This window comes from Spirosoma harenae, from assembly GCF_054776975.1.
On sequence record NZ_BAAHBD010000007.1, the window covers coordinates 543,074 to 558,123 of the forward strand.

At 48.6% G+C, this 15,050-nt stretch carries 15 protein-coding genes; 4 read left to right on the plus strand and 11 right to left on the minus strand.

Annotation, left to right across the window (positions count from 1 at the left end; genetic code table 11):
• Positions 1 to 39: 39 nt before the first annotated feature.
• Complete coding sequence (gene hemN / locus ACYVE4_RS08165; protein WP_460996774.1) at positions 40 to 1,398, minus strand: oxygen-independent coproporphyrinogen III oxidase; 1,359 nt, start codon at positions 1,396 to 1,398, stop codon at positions 40 to 42.
• 153 nt (positions 1,399 to 1,551) lie between these two features.
• Here hemN and ACYVE4_RS08170 point away from each other — a divergent pair, with 153 nt between their 5' ends.
• A complete protein-coding gene (locus ACYVE4_RS08170; RefSeq protein WP_460996775.1) occupies positions 1,552 to 3,990 on the plus strand; it encodes a heavy metal translocating P-type ATPase in 2,439 nt (812 codons plus the stop codon).
• Positions 3,991 to 4,044: 54 nt separating this feature from the next.
• On the opposite strand, the gene ACYVE4_RS08175 is transcribed toward ACYVE4_RS08170, so the two are convergent.
• The 3 genes from ACYVE4_RS08175 to ACYVE4_RS08185 form a co-directional block, all read right to left on the minus strand.
• On the minus strand, positions 4,045 to 4,527 hold the full coding sequence (locus ACYVE4_RS08175; protein ID WP_460996776.1) for a hypothetical protein: 483 nt from the start codon (positions 4,525 to 4,527) through the stop codon (positions 4,045 to 4,047).
• Between the two features lie 101 nt (positions 4,528 to 4,628).
• Positions 4,629 to 5,687, minus strand: coding sequence for a response regulator (locus tag ACYVE4_RS08180; RefSeq protein ID WP_460996777.1), 1,059 nt, complete (start codon positions 5,685 to 5,687; stop codon positions 4,629 to 4,631).
• The gene (locus ACYVE4_RS08185; RefSeq protein ID WP_460996778.1) at positions 5,665 to 6,882 is read right to left on the minus strand and encodes a PAS domain-containing sensor histidine kinase; all 1,218 of its coding nucleotides are present in this window, start codon (positions 6,880 to 6,882) and stop codon (positions 5,665 to 5,667) included. Before ACYVE4_RS08185 ends, ACYVE4_RS08180 begins: the two co-directional genes overlap by 23 nt.
• A 137-nt stretch (positions 6,883 to 7,019) precedes the next feature.
• On the opposite strand from ACYVE4_RS08185, the gene ACYVE4_RS08190 reads away from it, so the two are divergent.
• Both ACYVE4_RS08190 and ACYVE4_RS08195 read left to right on the plus strand, forming a co-directional pair.
• Positions 7,020 to 7,346 (plus strand): thioredoxin family protein, encoded by a 327-nt coding sequence (locus ACYVE4_RS08190; protein WP_460996779.1) that lies wholly within the window; start codon positions 7,020 to 7,022, stop codon positions 7,344 to 7,346.
• Between the two features lie 12 nt (positions 7,347 to 7,358).
• Positions 7,359 to 7,778 carry a hypothetical protein gene (locus ACYVE4_RS08195; RefSeq protein ID WP_460996780.1) on the plus strand — a complete coding sequence of 140 codons (420 nt, stop codon included), beginning with the start codon at positions 7,359 to 7,361 and terminating at the stop codon, positions 7,776 to 7,778.
• Position 7,779: 1 nt separating this feature from the next.
• On the opposite strand, the gene ACYVE4_RS08200 is transcribed toward ACYVE4_RS08195, so the two are convergent.
• From ACYVE4_RS08200 to ccoS, 7 genes are all read right to left on the minus strand, one after another.
• On the minus strand, positions 7,780 to 8,475 hold the full coding sequence (locus ACYVE4_RS08200) for a sulfite exporter TauE/SafE family protein (protein ID WP_460996781.1): 696 nt from the start codon (positions 8,473 to 8,475) through the stop codon (positions 7,780 to 7,782).
• A gap of 4 nt (positions 8,476 to 8,479) precedes the next feature.
• Complete coding sequence (locus ACYVE4_RS08205) at positions 8,480 to 8,959, minus strand: FixH family protein (protein ID WP_460996782.1); 480 nt, start codon at positions 8,957 to 8,959, stop codon at positions 8,480 to 8,482.
• Between the two features lie 21 nt (positions 8,960 to 8,980).
• Entirely contained in the window at positions 8,981 to 10,408 is a 1,428-nt protein-coding gene (gene ccoG, locus ACYVE4_RS08210) for a cytochrome c oxidase accessory protein CcoG (protein ID WP_460996783.1), read from the minus strand.
• Positions 10,409 to 10,451: 43 nt separating this feature from the next.
• Positions 10,452 to 11,261: a cbb3-type cytochrome c oxidase N-terminal domain-containing protein gene (locus tag ACYVE4_RS08215; RefSeq protein ID WP_460996784.1), complete on the minus strand. Its 810-nt coding sequence runs from the start codon at positions 11,259 to 11,261 to the stop codon at positions 10,452 to 10,454.
• A gap of 12 nt (positions 11,262 to 11,273) precedes the next feature.
• Entirely contained in the window at positions 11,274 to 11,444 is a 171-nt protein-coding gene (locus ACYVE4_RS08220; protein ID WP_460996785.1) for a hypothetical protein, read from the minus strand.
• Between the two features lie 89 nt (positions 11,445 to 11,533).
• Positions 11,534 to 13,756: a cytochrome-c oxidase, cbb3-type subunit I gene (gene ccoN, locus ACYVE4_RS08225; RefSeq protein ID WP_460996786.1), complete on the minus strand. Its 2,223-nt coding sequence runs from the start codon at positions 13,754 to 13,756 to the stop codon at positions 11,534 to 11,536.
• A gap of 33 nt (positions 13,757 to 13,789) precedes the next feature.
• Positions 13,790 to 13,951 (minus strand): cbb3-type cytochrome oxidase assembly protein CcoS, encoded by a 162-nt coding sequence (gene ccoS / locus ACYVE4_RS08230; protein WP_460996787.1) that lies wholly within the window; start codon positions 13,949 to 13,951, stop codon positions 13,790 to 13,792.
• 221 nt (positions 13,952 to 14,172) lie between these two features.
• On the opposite strand from ccoS, the gene ACYVE4_RS08235 reads away from it, so the two are divergent.
• On the plus strand, positions 14,173 to 14,922 hold the full coding sequence (locus ACYVE4_RS08235) for an acyl-CoA desaturase (protein WP_460996796.1): 750 nt from the start codon (positions 14,173 to 14,175) through the stop codon (positions 14,920 to 14,922).
• The last annotated feature ends 128 nt before the right edge of the window (positions 14,923 to 15,050 follow it).

Below are 15,050 nucleotides of genomic sequence, written 5' to 3' on the forward strand. Positions count from 1 at the left end.
TCGTAAATGAGTGGGTGTATATAGATGATCTGAAAATCATTAAATCGTCTGCGAAAACAAGCGGGTTTGGGGTTGACTATAAGTCAATCGTTCGTCGAAAGCCATGCAGATGTTCCGTAGAAAAGGGCGCCCTGCTGGCAGAACCTGTAAGCCTTCGGCATCATATTCCAACAAACCATCAAGCCAGAACGATTCCAGCGTAGCGCTTAATCGCGCCCACTCGCTCTTCGACCAACTGCCAAGGTGCCAGGTCGTTTTGCCCTGGCACATAATAGACAAAATTTGTCGGCGCAGGAATTGGTCCTGATCATCAAGGATATGGCCCCGTAACAGAGGCAAGTCGCCAGCTACTACCTGGGCTATATAGCTCTCGACATCTTTCTCGTTCTGGGCGAAGGCTGACCAAACATCGCTGATAGACGACGCGCCGAGGCCCAGCAATACCCGCGTTTGAGTGGTTGTGTACCCCATAAAATTCCGGTGAAGCGTTCCCGACTGCAGGGCCTTGTAGAGTAAATCGTGCTTTCGTGCGAAATGATCCATCCCGATTTCAACATAATCGGCCTGCTCAAGCAAATTTCGGCCTGTTTCGTAGAGAACTCGTTTCTGTTCGCCAGACGGTAAATCCTGCTCATCGAACCCCCGTTGGCCGTTTCCTTTTAGCCAGGGAACGTGGGCGTAAGAGTAAAAGGCAATACGATCGGGTTGAAGAGACAGCGTTTTATAAATGGTGTCTTCTATTGAATCCGTTGTCTGAAGGGGCAGGCCAAAGACCAGATCGTGGCTGATAGAGGTGTAACCAATCTGTCGTGCCCAGTTTGTCACTTGGCGTACATTCTCGAATGGCTGCGGGCGGTGAATGGCGCGTTGCACTATGGGGTCGTAATCCTGCACACCAAAACTCACCCGTCGGAAACCAAAATTATACAGCCGTTGAAGATGTTCAGGTGTTGTATTGTTGGGGTGACCCTCCCAGCCATAATCGACTGATTCAGCAGGGATTGCTCGACTAAAAAGTCCGGTTAGCAGCCGTTCGAGTTGTTCTGGAGCGAAAAAACTTGGCGTTCCGCCACCCAGATGAAGTTCAGCAATACGAGGACGTTCCGGAAGTAAGTCACAGTATGTATTCCATTCCGTTAATAAAGCGTCGATATAGGGCTCTTCAACGTTGTGATTGCGGGTGATCCGTTTTGTACAGCCGCAAAATGTGCATAGACTCTCGCAATAAGGCAGGTGGATATACAGACTGATGCCGGTCTGGCTATTGCTACTAAAAAATGCCTGCCGGAGATTCTGTACCCAGGCGGCTTCGCTGAACGTTGTATTATCCCAAAAAGGCACAGTTGGATAGCTGGTGTAGCGTGGGCCGGGAACGTTGTATTTGTCGATGAGTCGCATAGGGCATTGTGGTAAGGGCAAATATGCCTTCCTCCATTCCGCAAATTTGGTACTGATAAAGCTGTTGAATCCTGAGTCGTATCAGCTTGATGACTGATACTTGTCAGTATTTACGATTTGGTTCGTTGCCAACTTGCTTCAAAATTCTGAGCGATGAATACGGCAACGATTTCTTCTACAGCCTGTTATCACTGTGGCAACGATTGCGCTAACGATGACCTTCTTTTTGATGATAAGCACTTTTGCTGCGATGGCTGCAAAACCGTCTACAGTATTCTAAATCAGCACCAGCTTTGTCAGTATTATACCATCGGTTCTGTTGACGATCGTGCCCAGACCAGAGCCCCCAATCCGGGAAAATCCCAATCAGGGGTAACCCGGTTGGAATTTCTGGATCATCCGGATATTATAAGCCAGTTGCTGGAATTTTCGGGCGATTCGGTAGCGAAGGTTACGTTTTACATTCCGACCATTCACTGTAGCTCCTGTTTGTGGCTGCTCGAACACCTCTACCGAATTAATCCGGCCATTCAGCAGTCGCGGGTAGATTTTCTGAAGAAACAGGTTCACTTGACCTATAATTCGGCTGAACTGACACTCCGTAAAGTGGTCGAATTGCTGGCTTCGGTCGGCTATGAACCCCTGATTAGCCTGAACGACGTTGTGAAAGAAGGGCAGAAAATTACCAATCGACCATTTTTGTATCGACTGGGCATCGCAGGATTCTGTGCGGGCAACATCATGCTGTTCAGTTTCCCCGAATACCTTGGCCTTGATGACCCTGCGTTTAAGCACCTGTTTGGTATCGTTAATCTGTTGCTGGCCATTCCCGTCGTGTTTTATTCCGCATCGGGCTATTTCGAGTCGGTCTGGGCAAGCCTAAAAAAAGGCATCATTAATATTGATCTGCCTATTTTGCTGGGGATACTGGTTGCTTTTTTTCGGGGAACCTATGAAGTGTTAGTGCTCGGTGGTGCTGGTTATTTTGACTCGTTGACAGGTCTGATTTTCTTTCTATTGTGTGGGAAATGGTTTCAACAGCGAACCCATGAATTTCTATCCTTCGAGCGTGATTACAAATCCTATTTTCCGCTAGCCGTAACGGTAGTAGGGCGTGGGGCATTACCCCTCGCTCAACTACGAAAAGGCGATCGCATTCGGGTGCGAAATCAGGAATTGATACCGGCCGATGGTTTGCTTTACAAAGGCCAGGCCAGGGTTGACTACAGTTTCGTGACAGGTGAATCGGAGCCGGAATCGAAAGAGCCGGGCGCGCTGTTGTATGCGGGTGGAAAACAAGTTGGCGAAGCAATTGAACTGGAAGTTATACGTGAGGTGTCACAAAGTTACCTGACTCAATTATGGAATAACGATGTGTTTCGGAAAACCGAGTCGTCTCACATCCGCACGTTTGCCGATGCCGTTGGAAAGTATTTCACATTGTCGGTCATACTGTTAGCTACGCTGGCCGGTTTGTACTGGTACACTCAACACGATCCGGCGCGAGCAGTTAACGTGTTTACGGCCGTGTTGATTATTGCCTGTCCCTGTGCGCTTTCCCTCTCGTACCCATTTGCTCTGGGTAATGGATTGCGACTGCTCAGTAAACGACACCTCTATCTTAAAAACGCTGATGTTATCGAACAATTGGCTGCCTGTGATACCATCGTGTTCGACAAAACCGGTACGCTTACTACTTCTCAAACAGCCGTATTGGAGGAATTTGCCCAACCACTGAGTGCTATCGAACAAACCATGGTAGCGACACTGGTACGACAGTCAGCTCATCCACTCAGTCGTAAATTGGAGATTCATTTCTCAGATATGTCATCAATGTCAATTGAGGGCTTTACCGAAGTACCCGGCCAGGGTATTCAGGCATTAATTGATGGACGTATTGTTAAAATAGGTATGCACTCGTTTGTCGATTCCGGTTCGTTTGACCCTCATCCGTTACCATCGACTGATACAGCCACCTACCTGAGTATCGATCATCGCTATCGCGGTCGATTTTGCTTCCCAACACAGTTTCGGCCGGGTCTGGACGAACTACTGACCGATTTGGGAAAGGATTATCAATTGTACCTGTTGTCGGGCGATACAGCCCATTCCCAGGCTGGCCTGGTCCGTTGGTTTCCGAAGAGCGGACAGATGCAGTTTAATTGTCGCCCATCGGAAAAATTAACGTTCATTAAGCAGCTACAGGCCAACGGCAAACGAGTGATTATGATTGGCGACGGCCTGAACGACGCCGGTGCACTGAAACAGGCTGACGTTGGAATTGCCCTCACCGACGATACGATCCAATTTACCCCGTCGAGCGACGCCATTCTGGAATCGGCCTCACTGAGTCAGTTACCGCAATTTCTGCGTTACAGTCGGTTCGGGATGCGCGTGATTCGGTTTAGTTTTGGCGTGTCTTTGGTATACAACGCGATTGGCCTGAGTTATGCGTTGTTTGGAAATCTGTCGCCGGTTGTAGCCGCTATTTTAATGCCTGTTAGTTCAGCCACTATGCTGACCATTGCTACGTTCGGGATGCGCTCGAAGAAAATAACGCCTATTCAGCAAACAGAAAAGGAAACTGTTTGACAAGAAAATTTAAAACAGCTTCAATGAATACGTTGGATGCCTGAATGGATCAGCTTAAACGGAATAGGTGTAGACCACTTCGGCAGTAGACACCAACGGCGGGCCTAATCGCTCAGATAGACAAATCCATTTCAATTGAGTCATAATCTGGCTTTGGCAGGCCTCAAACGTTGAGATGACTTCTGGCTGTACGGGATCAACCAGCAAATAATCATACCGACGAATCAGCAAATGAATAGTAAGTACTAATTCAGGTTCGCCCAACAAAATTTCAGTATGAAGCTGGTGTTTTTGAGATGGATCGGGATGGAGTCGATCATTTTGTGGCAGAAAAGTTAGCCAGCGGTTTAGCCGCTCGTTGGCAACCTTTTTGGCTTCGTAATAAGGAGCCGCCTTTAGTGGTTGGCTGGTCAGTTGCGTAGTTGAAAGGGCATAAACGACTGTCAGGTCGATGGGCTCTGCTGACGTTTCCAGCCATTGACGCAACGACAAGGCCATATCGATCGAACCATCCGTAAGTAACAGCGCTTTTTTCATGCGTTTTTCTGGCAATTGATTTTTGCCAAAAGTACGCGAACAAGCCCGGCCCAAAGCTGAGCTTGCTTAGTTCCAAAGCTGATTCTAATCAGCTACACTTTTTACCAGTTGGCCCGGCGGAGTTTGTCGGGCTGCAAAACGCGGATGCCCGCTCCAGTAATCTCGATAAGTCCGTCGTTTTTAAATTCGGTGAGGTTGCGAATCAGCGATTCGGTTGCTGTACCAACTACGGCGGCCAGATCGTCGCGCGAGAGTTGGATGGGGGGGGCGGGGTCTCCATTGGGTAGCGGCTCCTGAAGGCGTAGTAATGTATCCGCAATGCGTCGACGTAGCGAGCTGTAGGCCATTCCCAGCAATTGAGTCTCTTTTTCGCTGACTCGTCCGGCTAGTAACCGGATGAATTCCCGGCTTATTTCGGGTTGTGCCAGCAGCAATTGCCGAAAATCGTCTTTAGGAATATAAATCAGTTCGGCATCATCGAGCGTTAAGGCCGAATCGGTGTAATTTGTTTCTTCCAATAAAGCTAACTCGCCAAAAAACTCGCCAGGGCCGTAAAGGCCGGTTACGAGTTCTTTACCATCGGTATTGGTGCGCGTCGTTTTAACACGTCCAGTTTTGAGAAAAAACAGGCGTGTGGGTTCGTCGCCTTCGGTATAGATAAATTGCTTTTTCGGAACGTGATGTATTTTGCGATCAGCGGATAAATTCGTTAGGCCACCCATCGAGCGGGCATCGGCTAGAAATTGCGTAAGCCCTTCCTGCTTCAGATTATAGGCATCCGCCTGAAATTGTTTAAATCGGTTGAATCGGCTCTCGACTGCGTTGAGCAATTCAGTATCATCGAAGGGTTTGGTCAGATAATCGTCAGCACCTAGCTCCATGCCTTTGCGAAAATCAACCCGTTCGGATTTGGCCGTCAGAAAAATAAACGGAATGCCAGCCAACTGAGGGTTTTTATTGACGATGTGTAGCACGCCATACCCATCTAAAACAGGCATCATAATGTCGCAGATGATCAGATCGGGCCGGTCGGCAAGGGCTTGTTCAATACCTATTTTACCGTTTTCGGCAGTCAGTACGCGGTAGCCAGTCAGTTCCAGAATTTCGGCTGTATTTTCCCGAATAGCCGCGTTATCTTCAATGAGCAGAATCGTTTTCATAAGGAAAAGTAAGTGATACGATGGTGCCTTCGCCTAACTGGCTGCTTAGCTCAATAGTACCCCCCAACAAGTTGACATATTGAGCCACAATATGCAGTCCTAAGCCCGTACCAGCGAAATTAGTAGCGTTTTTAGCCCGAAAAAACCGTTCGAATAAATGCGTCTGATCCTCAGCCGAAATCCCAATACCTTCGTCTCGAACGGTTAGTAGAAAAGAAGTTTCTTCACAACGGGCAGTAATATGAACAGTCTGATTTTCAGCAGAATACTTGATAGCGTTCGACAGCAGATTCACGATAATTTTCCGCAGTAACGAGGGATCGGAATAGACCGGCTTTGGGCAATCGAACTGTGTATCGATGCGTTGACCCGATTTTAGCATATCGCCCAGATCGGTCACCACCGATGTAATTAATTCCGGCAAGTTGAACCGCGACCAGGTAGCTTCAACGCGCCCTTCTTCGAGACGACCGACTGATAGAAACTCTTCCAGAATATCGTTAAGGTGATTGACGGACGATTTAATTCGATGGATGTGCCGAAGTCGTTTATCCTGCTGGTCTGTATTGGGGTACTTCTCGATCAGCGACGCCGAGGTGAGCACTGCACTCAGGGGCGTTCTGAATTCGTGCGAAGCCATCGAAACGAATCGTGATTTCAACTCACCCAATTCGCGTTCGGCGGCCAGGGCTTTCGCCAGTTCGTCCTTCGACTGTTCCAGCTGATGCAACGTCGTCATAAGGGCGTGGGTACGGTCGGCCACTTTCTGTTCGAGTTCGGCGTTGAGTTGCTCAATGCGGCTTTTCTGTTGCAGTACAGTCTGCTCATCCGCTTTTTTTGCCGTAATGTCAATAATGTAACTGACGGTCAGCAGGGCATTATCGCGGTAAAAAAAACTCAGGCTGACTTCAGCCGGAAACACCGAACCATCTTTCCGCTTGGCAAACAGATCGCGTCCGTGACCCATAGCCCGCACCTGCGGATTCGCATTGAACGAAGCCCGCAACTGAGCATGACGGGGGGCCACTGAATCAGGCACCAGCGCATCGATGGATAAGTCGTTCATCTCCTCTTCGCTGTAGCCAAACAGAGAGCGGGCGTAGCGATTGGCAGACACGATCCTCCCTTGTTCATCGGTAACGATGATTCCAATCGTAGCGTGGGTGAAAACGGCCTCAAATGAGTCGTCGAACATACAGGTTAGTTTCTGGCTGCAAAGTAAACGCCAATATACCGAACACGGCTGATTTTAATCAGATGGTGCACTGATCTCTCTCAACGTTTACCAAAGGTAAATCGATCAATTTTACCACCATTAATCTGTTTATTGCTATGGCACCTCCGTCTTCGTTGCTCACGGCGACACCTCAGCATCCCATGTTGCTAGTTTGTACATCCGCTGCCCCGGCCCAACGTGCCGAGGTAGACCGTCTGCTGGAAAACGTCCGTTCGCTCCTCAACCCGACAGTGCAGATCATGCGCGTTAGTGATAGCACACATCCCGAAGTCGTTCGTAGTTTTGGTATTACGGCCTTGCCCGCTTTTGTGCTGTTACAGCGGGGGCAGGAACTCTGGCGCTATTCAGGACCGGTCGACAGCGCCGATCTTTTTTCGCAACTGGGTTACCAGATGCAGCAACCTTCTCTGACTACTCGTTAAACCGCAACTGATATGACTACTCAATCCGTCGTTAATCCGTTACCTCAGCCTATAACGCCCGTTATCTGTCACCAGAATTATCAATACTGGCAACGGCTTATTCACCAGCAGGAAGTCGAAATCCAGCAACTACGCTCATTGCTGCTGGAGGTCATGAACTTATATAATTGCCGCAGCCTTCGCCACGATGCAGTTGATTACTACCGGGATTTGAATAAGCTACAAACTAAACTCGACTGGTTCACTCGTGACCTGATTTGCGAAGGTATTGATTGTAAATTTCACCAGGAAAAGCCTTCCTGCGATAATACCCGTTTTAATCTGTCGGCCACTCTTGAGCGACACGCTACCAGTTTAGTCGGTGAATTTTCCCGGATCAAAGACGGTTGCCTTCAATTTTTGTCGGGTATGATGAGTTTGAATCTGCTTTGACTTAGTGTGGCAGAAATCCCCGGCAGAGAGGAATCACATCTGCCGGGGCTATGGGCAGTTGATACTGGGCCAATCCGCGCCAAATCAGGAGCAGAGCCACTGCAATAGTAGCCATTGAAAGAAATCGATTTAGCCGCTGGCGTCCAATTGCTGTTAGCCAGTCAGTTATCAAATTGACGCCTAGCAGAGCGGGTAACGTTCCCAACCCAAATAACAGCATGTAGGCCACTCCTGCCAGCGGTGTCGTTGTGGATAAGGTTCCTGCGAGGGCCAAATAGGTGAACCCACAGGGCAGGAGCCCATTTAAACTACCCAGCCCGGCAAAACCAATCCAGTTAGGCTGGTTTAGTGTTTTCCGAAAAAGAGTAGTTACCTGATTGGATAACCAGGGCCAGCGAAATCGGCTGGGCAATCTTCTTCGTCCGGCAAAACTTAACAGTAGAAAGATACCTCCACCAATGGCTAGTGGTCGTTGCCAGTTTAGCAATTGAAGGCCGAAGCTCATTGTACCGGCCAGTGCTCCTAATCCACTGTAGATGGCCATACGGCCAGTATGATATAAAGCGATAGCCTGCCACCGCTTTCCCCGTGGCAACCGGCCAACAGGCAGGGCTGCAACCAGTGGGCCGCACATACCCACGCAGTGCAGACTGCTAATCAGACCCGTCAGGAAAGCGGTGGCAAGCCAGGGTGACATCGTCTTACAGAAAAAATTGCTCTTCTTGATAGTAGTCGCGCTGCCCATCCGACCACGTGAACTGCACACGCCAATTCCCTTTTGCCAGCGACTGGGTTGGAACAACCTGCCGAATGGAGTGATCGGCGGCAATCGTCAACCGAAAATCCTGTTGACGGTCGCTGGGACGGTAAAATGTAATTTCGCCTTTCAGAAGGGTGATGGGTAGTACAAACACTACCTGTTGCTGATCGGCCTGATAAGTTATGGTGACAGGAGCAGCTGATCGGGCGTTGTTTACGCGGTCGATTTGTTGTTGAAAATCGATTTCGTTCTGGTAATAATTATCGCTGACCAGGTCGATATGCTGGCGTGTCATTCGATACACCATTGTACCGATAAAGCTTGCAAAGAGCACAAACACAAGTATGATTGATTTCCCCCAGTTCATTTTTAATGAGTGAAAGAGTGAGAGAGTGAAAGTACGAAAGAGAGACAGATGCATATTCGCACTTTCACTCTTCGCTCATTGAGTAGGTCCTAAAAACGTTGTTTTAACTCTATTCTGCACGACACCTTCTGAGATGACTTCGATGGTAAGTTTCGTACTGCTTTGGTGAATGGCTTTTTCAGGTAACAGAATGAAAAATATACCTTTTGTCAGTTCGCCAGCAGGAGCTTGAGGAATAGGTTGTACCAGCTTAAGCGCAGCGCCCGGATAATCCACGCGAAACGTAACCGGTTTATTCTGGTGCGTTTTATTGACCAATTCAACCAGATATAGATTGGATATCTTACCCTTGGCTTCACGCTGATACAACTGCCCCGGCGCCCGCAGAATCGTCGTATCCAGATCTGAACGGTTAACCAGCAGAAATGCCCATACTCCCATCAACAGCATCAGTACGAAACTATAACTAATCATCCGGGGCGTCATTCGCCAGGGCCGGCGGGTCTGAATACCTTCCTGCGAATCATAGCGAATCAGGCCGCGCGGTCGACTGATTCTATCCATTACATTGTCGCAGGCATCGATGCAAAGCGTACAATTGACGCATTCCATTTGAATGCCATTCCGAATGTCGATCCCAGTCGGACAGACTTGCACACAAAGTTTGCAATCTATACAGTCACCTTTTGGGGCGGGCGTGGCTGGGCTTGGATGGGTCGTAGCTATCAAAGCACTCCCTGCAAACCCTGCCATCTCGGCAGCTCTTGCTTTTTGCAGCTTGCCTCGCGGTTCACCCCGCACATCATCATACGCAACAACGACTGATTTTTTATCCAGCAATACACTTTGCAAACGGCCATAGGGACAAATGGTCGTGCAGACAATTTCGCGTACGTGTGCAAATACAGCATAGAAAACACCCGTGAAAATCAGAATGGCAGCTAACCCGCCAAGGTGATGGATGGGATTGTCGGTTATGATTGTCAGCAAGACATCCTTGCCAATGATGTATGCCAGAAAAGTATTGCTGATAGCGAGCGAAATGAGGAGAAAAAGGCTGTGTTTGGCCGTTTTCTTTAGAACTTTCTCAGTTGTCCAGGGCGCGGCATCAAGTCGTTTGCGGGCATTGGGCTCGCCTTCAATCCAGATTTCGATGCGACGAAAAACCATCTCCAGGAAGATGGTCTGGGGGCAAACCCACCCACAGAATACCCGTCCATAAATGACCGTAAACAGCGCAATAAAGACGATAAATGCCAATAAACCAATGGCAACCAGATAAAAATCCTGCGGCCAGAATGTGACGCCGAAGAAATTAAACTTCCGCTCCAGCACGTTAAACAGGAATAGAGGATTCCCATTATAACTCAAAAAAGGTCCAGCAAATAGAGCCGCCAGCAGTGCCCAGGCAACCGCCGTCCGCCAGCGATAATAGCGTCCTTTCACCACGCGAGGGTAAAGTCGCTGACGAATGGGGCTAGTATGGAGAGTTTGGGGATTCATCGATTTTTATTTTTGTAGAGACATAAAGGATTGCATCTCTACATTAACGCATAGTTACTTTTTCGCCCTGGGGTTCTTTGGCTCCGGTGGGCTTGGTGCCTTGTAGCGAAAGGAGATAACTGGATACCTGCTGGATCTGGAGCGGATTGAGTTGTTTTTTCCAGGAAATCATGCCTTTTTCGGGAACACCTTCCGTTACGGTGTGGAAAACTGCTTTTATGGTACCACCATGCAGCCAGTATTCATCCGTCAGGTTTGGGCCTACTTTGCCTTCGGCATTCTGACCGTGGCAGGCGGTACAGTATTGATTAAATAGCGTTTTGCCAGCGTCGATACCTTTTTTATCAGCGAGCAGCGTTACGGAATTTTCATTGATTTTACCCGCCACTAATTTTACATACGCTTCCCGTTCCTTCTCGGCTATTGCTACTTCCTGATTGTATTCTGTCTCCATAACACTATCCGTGCGGAAGACGTGGAAAATAGCCCAGTACACTACAGCGAATCCTATAGTTCCATAAAACAGGCCCATAAACCAGGTCGGGGTTGGGTTATCGAGTTCGGCAATCCCGTCGTAGGCATGTTCCATCAGTAGGTCTTTTTCCTGACTCAATGGTTTCAGGTCCGATACGCGTTGCCAGAACGTCCGCGTATCGATTGGGGTGCTTTTTACGTCTGGAGCCAACGCCTTCCGCAGAATGTAGGCCAGGTAAAGCGTAATAGCCAGCAGCAAAACCGTCCCGACAGCCACGAACATCAGGAGTATAATCCGCAGCAAGTCTTCACCTGAAGTGAGGTTCCAGACTGAGGTTTCGGTCGACGGATCGAGTAGGATGGTTAAAAAGAGATTCATAAGAAAGGTCGATTAGTCGCGGGGAGCTTCGTCCAGGGGGAGATTACCCATTTGCCGGAGATGGCGTTTGTCGGCTAATACCAGATACAAGCCAACCAGGAGAAAAAAGACGAAAAACGTCAGGAACGAGCCTACCATGTAGAGATCGGCTCCGGGAATTTTTGAGATAAATTGCTTGAACATAGTATGTTGTAGTGATGAGTGATGAATGATAAGTGATGAGTAATGAATAGAATGTGTCAACCCACTCATCACTTATCGTTCATCACTCATCACTGGTTAACGGTTTCCATTTTCTTAATATCCGTTCCTAACCGCTGGAGGTAGGCAATCAGGGCCACGATTTCGCGGTCGGGTTTGACTTTAATACCTTCCTTGGCCAGTCGGGCACTAACGTCGGCTGCCTGTTTGTTGAGATCTTCATTCGCAGCCGAAATCGTCTGATCATCGTAAGGGACGCCCACTTTTTTCAGCGCACTCAGTTTGGCCGATGTCGTGGAAATGTCGAGCTGCTGAGTCAGTAGCCAGGGATAGGGAGGCATTATAGAACCCGGCGACATTGACGTTGGATCGTTCATGTGGTAATAGTGCCACGAGTCGGGGTACTTGCCACCTTCGCGGTGTAGGTCTGGTCCGGTACGTTTGCTCCCCCACAGGAATGGGTGATCATAGACGAACTCACCCGCTTTGGAATATTCGCCGTAACGTTCAGTTTCACTTCGGAATGGACGGATCATCTGACTATGGCAGTTGACGCATCCCTCGCGGATGTATAAATCCCGGCCCTGTACTTCGAGTGCTGTGTAGGGCTGTACCGAAGGAATGGTTGGTATATTGGACTTGACCATAAAGGTGGGTACCAGCTCAACCAGCGATCCAATCAAAATCGTGATTAACGACGCGACCAGTAACTGGAATGGCCGGCGCTCAATCCAGCGATGCCAGAATTGATCGGAACCCGTTGGTTTGTAGACGACGGATAGGGCGTGCGCTTCGGCGTTTTCGTTGGCGACCAACGTACCAGCCGCCATTGTCTTGAAGAGATTATAGCCCATCAGAATGGCACCGATTAAATAGAGCGTTCCCCCGATAGCGCGCATCTGGTGCATGGGTAAAATTTGCAGCGTCGTTTCGAGGAAGGATGAATATTTCAGGACACTCTCCGCTGTAAATTCCTTCCACATCAACCCCTGTGTAAAACCTGCGATGTACATCGGAACGGCGTAAAACAGAATGCCGAGCGTACCAATCCAGAAGTGAATATTCAGCAGTTTTTGTGAATACAAGGGTGTTTTGTAGATGCGTGGAATGGTCCAGTACAGAATCGCAAAGGTCAGAAACCCATTCAGCCCTAATGCACCAACGTGTACGTGCGCAACGATCCAGTCAGTAAAGTGAGCAATAGCGTTCACGTTTTTGAGCGATAGCATCGGCCCTTCAAACGTGGCCATCCCATACGCGGTAAGTGCCACCACCATAAACTTTAGGAGAGTATCTTCGCGCACTTTATCCCAGGCCCCGCGGAGTGTCAGCAGTCCGTTAATCATGCCACCCCAGGAGGGAGCAATCAGCATTATCGAGAAAACTACGCCCAGCGATTGCGCCCAGTCGGGCAAAGACGTATAAAGCAAATGGTGCGGTCCGGCCCAGATGTAAATAAAAATCAGCGCCCAGAAGTGGAGAATCGACAGTCGATACGAATACACCGGGCGGTTAGCCATCTTGGGTAGGTAGTAATACATCATGCCCAGATACGGCGTCGTCAGAAAGAAAGCGACTGCATTGTGGCCGTACCACCATTGTACCAGCGCATCCTGCACTCCAGCGTAGAGATAGTAGCTTTTGAACAGACTCACCGGCATCTCGAACGAGTTGACCACGTGTAGCACAGCAATGGTAATGAACGTGGCGATGTAAAACCAGATGGCCACATACAAATGCCGTTCGCGTCGTTTGACAATCGTACCGAACATATTGACGCCAAACACGACCCAGATCAGTGTAATGGCAATGTCAATGGGCCATTCGAGTTCGGCGTATTCGTGCGAAGTTGTCAGTCCCAGCGGTAGCGTTACGACTGCCGACAAAATAATCAATTGCCAACCCCAGAAGTGAACTTTGCTAAGCAGATCGCTGAACATGCGCGCTTTGCACAGTCGCTGCAACGAGTAATATATGCCCATAAAAATGGCGTTACCGACGAACGCAAAAATCACCGCGTTGGTATGGAGCGGGCGAATCCGGCCAAAGGTGGTATACTGATTATTCAGGTTAGCCGATGGTGCAAACAATTGGCTGGCAATCAGTACACCAACCAGCATACCAATAATACCCCAGACAATAGTGGCGATAGCGAAATTGCGGACAATCCGGTTATCGTATGCGAAATGCTCCACTGGGGTTATCAGGTCACGATCTGGTGGCTGCGTAACGGAGCGGCCAGTTTGTCGCTCGAACTTTACGTCTGTGGGCGATGGATTAAACGAAACATTCATAGTGAGCGAGTACAGAGGTTACTAGGTATTTGATTAATCTTCAGGTATATCTACGGAATCATCGTCGAGCAGCATCCGGATCGAGGGAGTATACAGATCGTCCTGCTGACCAGTTTTCATCGACCAGAAAAACGCCCCCAGAAACCCCAGGGCCATAAGCAGACTAATACCGATCATAAAAAAGATAATGCTCATGAGCGCGTTGATTTGATGGCTCAAAAGTGGGGGTATTTCGTAGCGCAAATCCTGATATATGTCAGGTGCGTAGCTGATTTATATCTGTATAAGAGTATCCTGATGACTATCAGTTAGCTGACTGATATAGATCAGAAAGGTAGCGGGAAAGGAAGGACAATTTTGTGCCTTACCTCACCCCCGGCCCCTCTCCTAAACAGGAGAGGGGAGCTTTCTTTATTATGATTATCCTCGCTTTCTTTTTGGCGCACTGGTATTTATCTGTGCTGATGCAAACGCTCTTTCTCCACCGCTATGCGGCCCATCAGATGTTCACTATGAGCAAAGGCTGGGAAAAAGTCTTTTATGTACTAACATTTATTGGTCAGGGCTCTTCATTTCTGAGTCCGCGTGCCTATGGTATTATGCATCGATTGCACCACGCCCACGCCGATACTGAGCAAGACCCCCACTCACCCGAATTCTCTAAAAATCTGTTCGATATGATGTGGAAGACTCGGATTTACTATAATGATATAGTGAAGAATCGGGATTCTATCCCTGCGAAATTCAAAAAAGGTGTGCCTAATTGGAAGTGGATGGAGCAGTTTGGAGATCGTTGGTTGGTGCGGTTGGCCTGGGGAACGGCCTATACACTGTTTTATATTCAGTTCGCTACGTCACCCTGGTTTTATCTGCTATTACCCGTACATTTTCTCATGGGCCCTGTTCACGGTGCTATCATCAACTGGTATGCACATCGCTATGGCTATACGAATTTCGAGGTGGACGATACGGCCAAAAATCTATTTCCCTTCGATTTCCTAATGATGGGTGAATCCTATCATAATAATCATCACAAATATGGGGGTCGGGCAAATTTTGGCGGATTTCGCTGGCACGAGTTCGATCCAGCCTATCCATTGCTGATAATCCTTAATAAATTAAATGTTATCCAATTACGGCGAGGGAGAGACGAAGCGTACATGTGATGTACAAATAGTATGACTATCTAAAAAAACATGAGTCATCCCGAATTTTGATTCCATAAGTGGGTGAAAGCAATTCGGATACGATAAAGCGGTGCTGAGGCTTCTCGGCACCGCTTTCCCGTTCGGTG

Bases quoted from the DNA above. Each gene is read 5' to 3' on its own strand.
- ACYVE4_RS08235 (WP_460996796.1), top strand. From the start codon at position 14,173: ATGATTATCCTCGCTTTCTTTTTGGCGCACTGGTATTTATCTGTGCTG.
- ACYVE4_RS08195 (WP_460996780.1), top strand. From the start codon at position 7,359: ATGACTACTCAATCCGTCGTTAATCCGTTACCTCAGCCTATAACGCCC.
- ccoN (WP_460996786.1), bottom strand. From the start codon at position 13,756: ATGAATGTTTCGTTTAATCCATCGCCCACAGACGTAAAGTTCGAGCGA.
- ACYVE4_RS08175 (WP_460996776.1), bottom strand. From the start codon at position 4,527: ATGAAAAAAGCGCTGTTACTTACGGATGGTTCGATCGATATGGCCTTG.
- ACYVE4_RS08220 (WP_460996785.1), bottom strand. From the start codon at position 11,444: ATGTTCAAGCAATTTATCTCAAAAATTCCCGGAGCCGATCTCTACATG.
- ACYVE4_RS08200 (WP_460996781.1), bottom strand. From the start codon at position 8,475: ATGTCACCCTGGCTTGCCACCGCTTTCCTGACGGGTCTGATTAGCAGT.
- ACYVE4_RS08170 (WP_460996775.1), top strand. From the start codon at position 1,552: ATGAATACGGCAACGATTTCTTCTACAGCCTGTTATCACTGTGGCAAC.
- ccoS (WP_460996787.1), bottom strand. From the start codon at position 13,951: ATGAGCATTATCTTTTTTATGATCGGTATTAGTCTGCTTATGGCCCTG.
- ACYVE4_RS08205 (WP_460996782.1), bottom strand. From the start codon at position 8,959: ATGCATCTGTCTCTCTTTCGTACTTTCACTCTCTCACTCTTTCACTCA.
- ACYVE4_RS08180 (WP_460996777.1), bottom strand. From the start codon at position 5,687: ATGAAAACGATTCTGCTCATTGAAGATAACGCGGCTATTCGGGAAAAT.
- ccoG (WP_460996783.1), bottom strand. From the start codon at position 10,408: ATGAATCCCCAAACTCTCCATACTAGCCCCATTCGTCAGCGACTTTAC.
- ACYVE4_RS08215 (WP_460996784.1), bottom strand. From the start codon at position 11,261: ATGAATCTCTTTTTAACCATCCTACTCGATCCGTCGACCGAAACCTCA.
- ACYVE4_RS08190 (WP_460996779.1), top strand. From the start codon at position 7,020: ATGGCACCTCCGTCTTCGTTGCTCACGGCGACACCTCAGCATCCCATG.
- ACYVE4_RS08185 (WP_460996778.1), bottom strand. From the start codon at position 6,882: ATGTTCGACGACTCATTTGAGGCCGTTTTCACCCACGCTACGATTGGA.
- hemN (WP_460996774.1), bottom strand. From the start codon at position 1,398: ATGCGACTCATCGACAAATACAACGTTCCCGGCCCACGCTACACCAGC.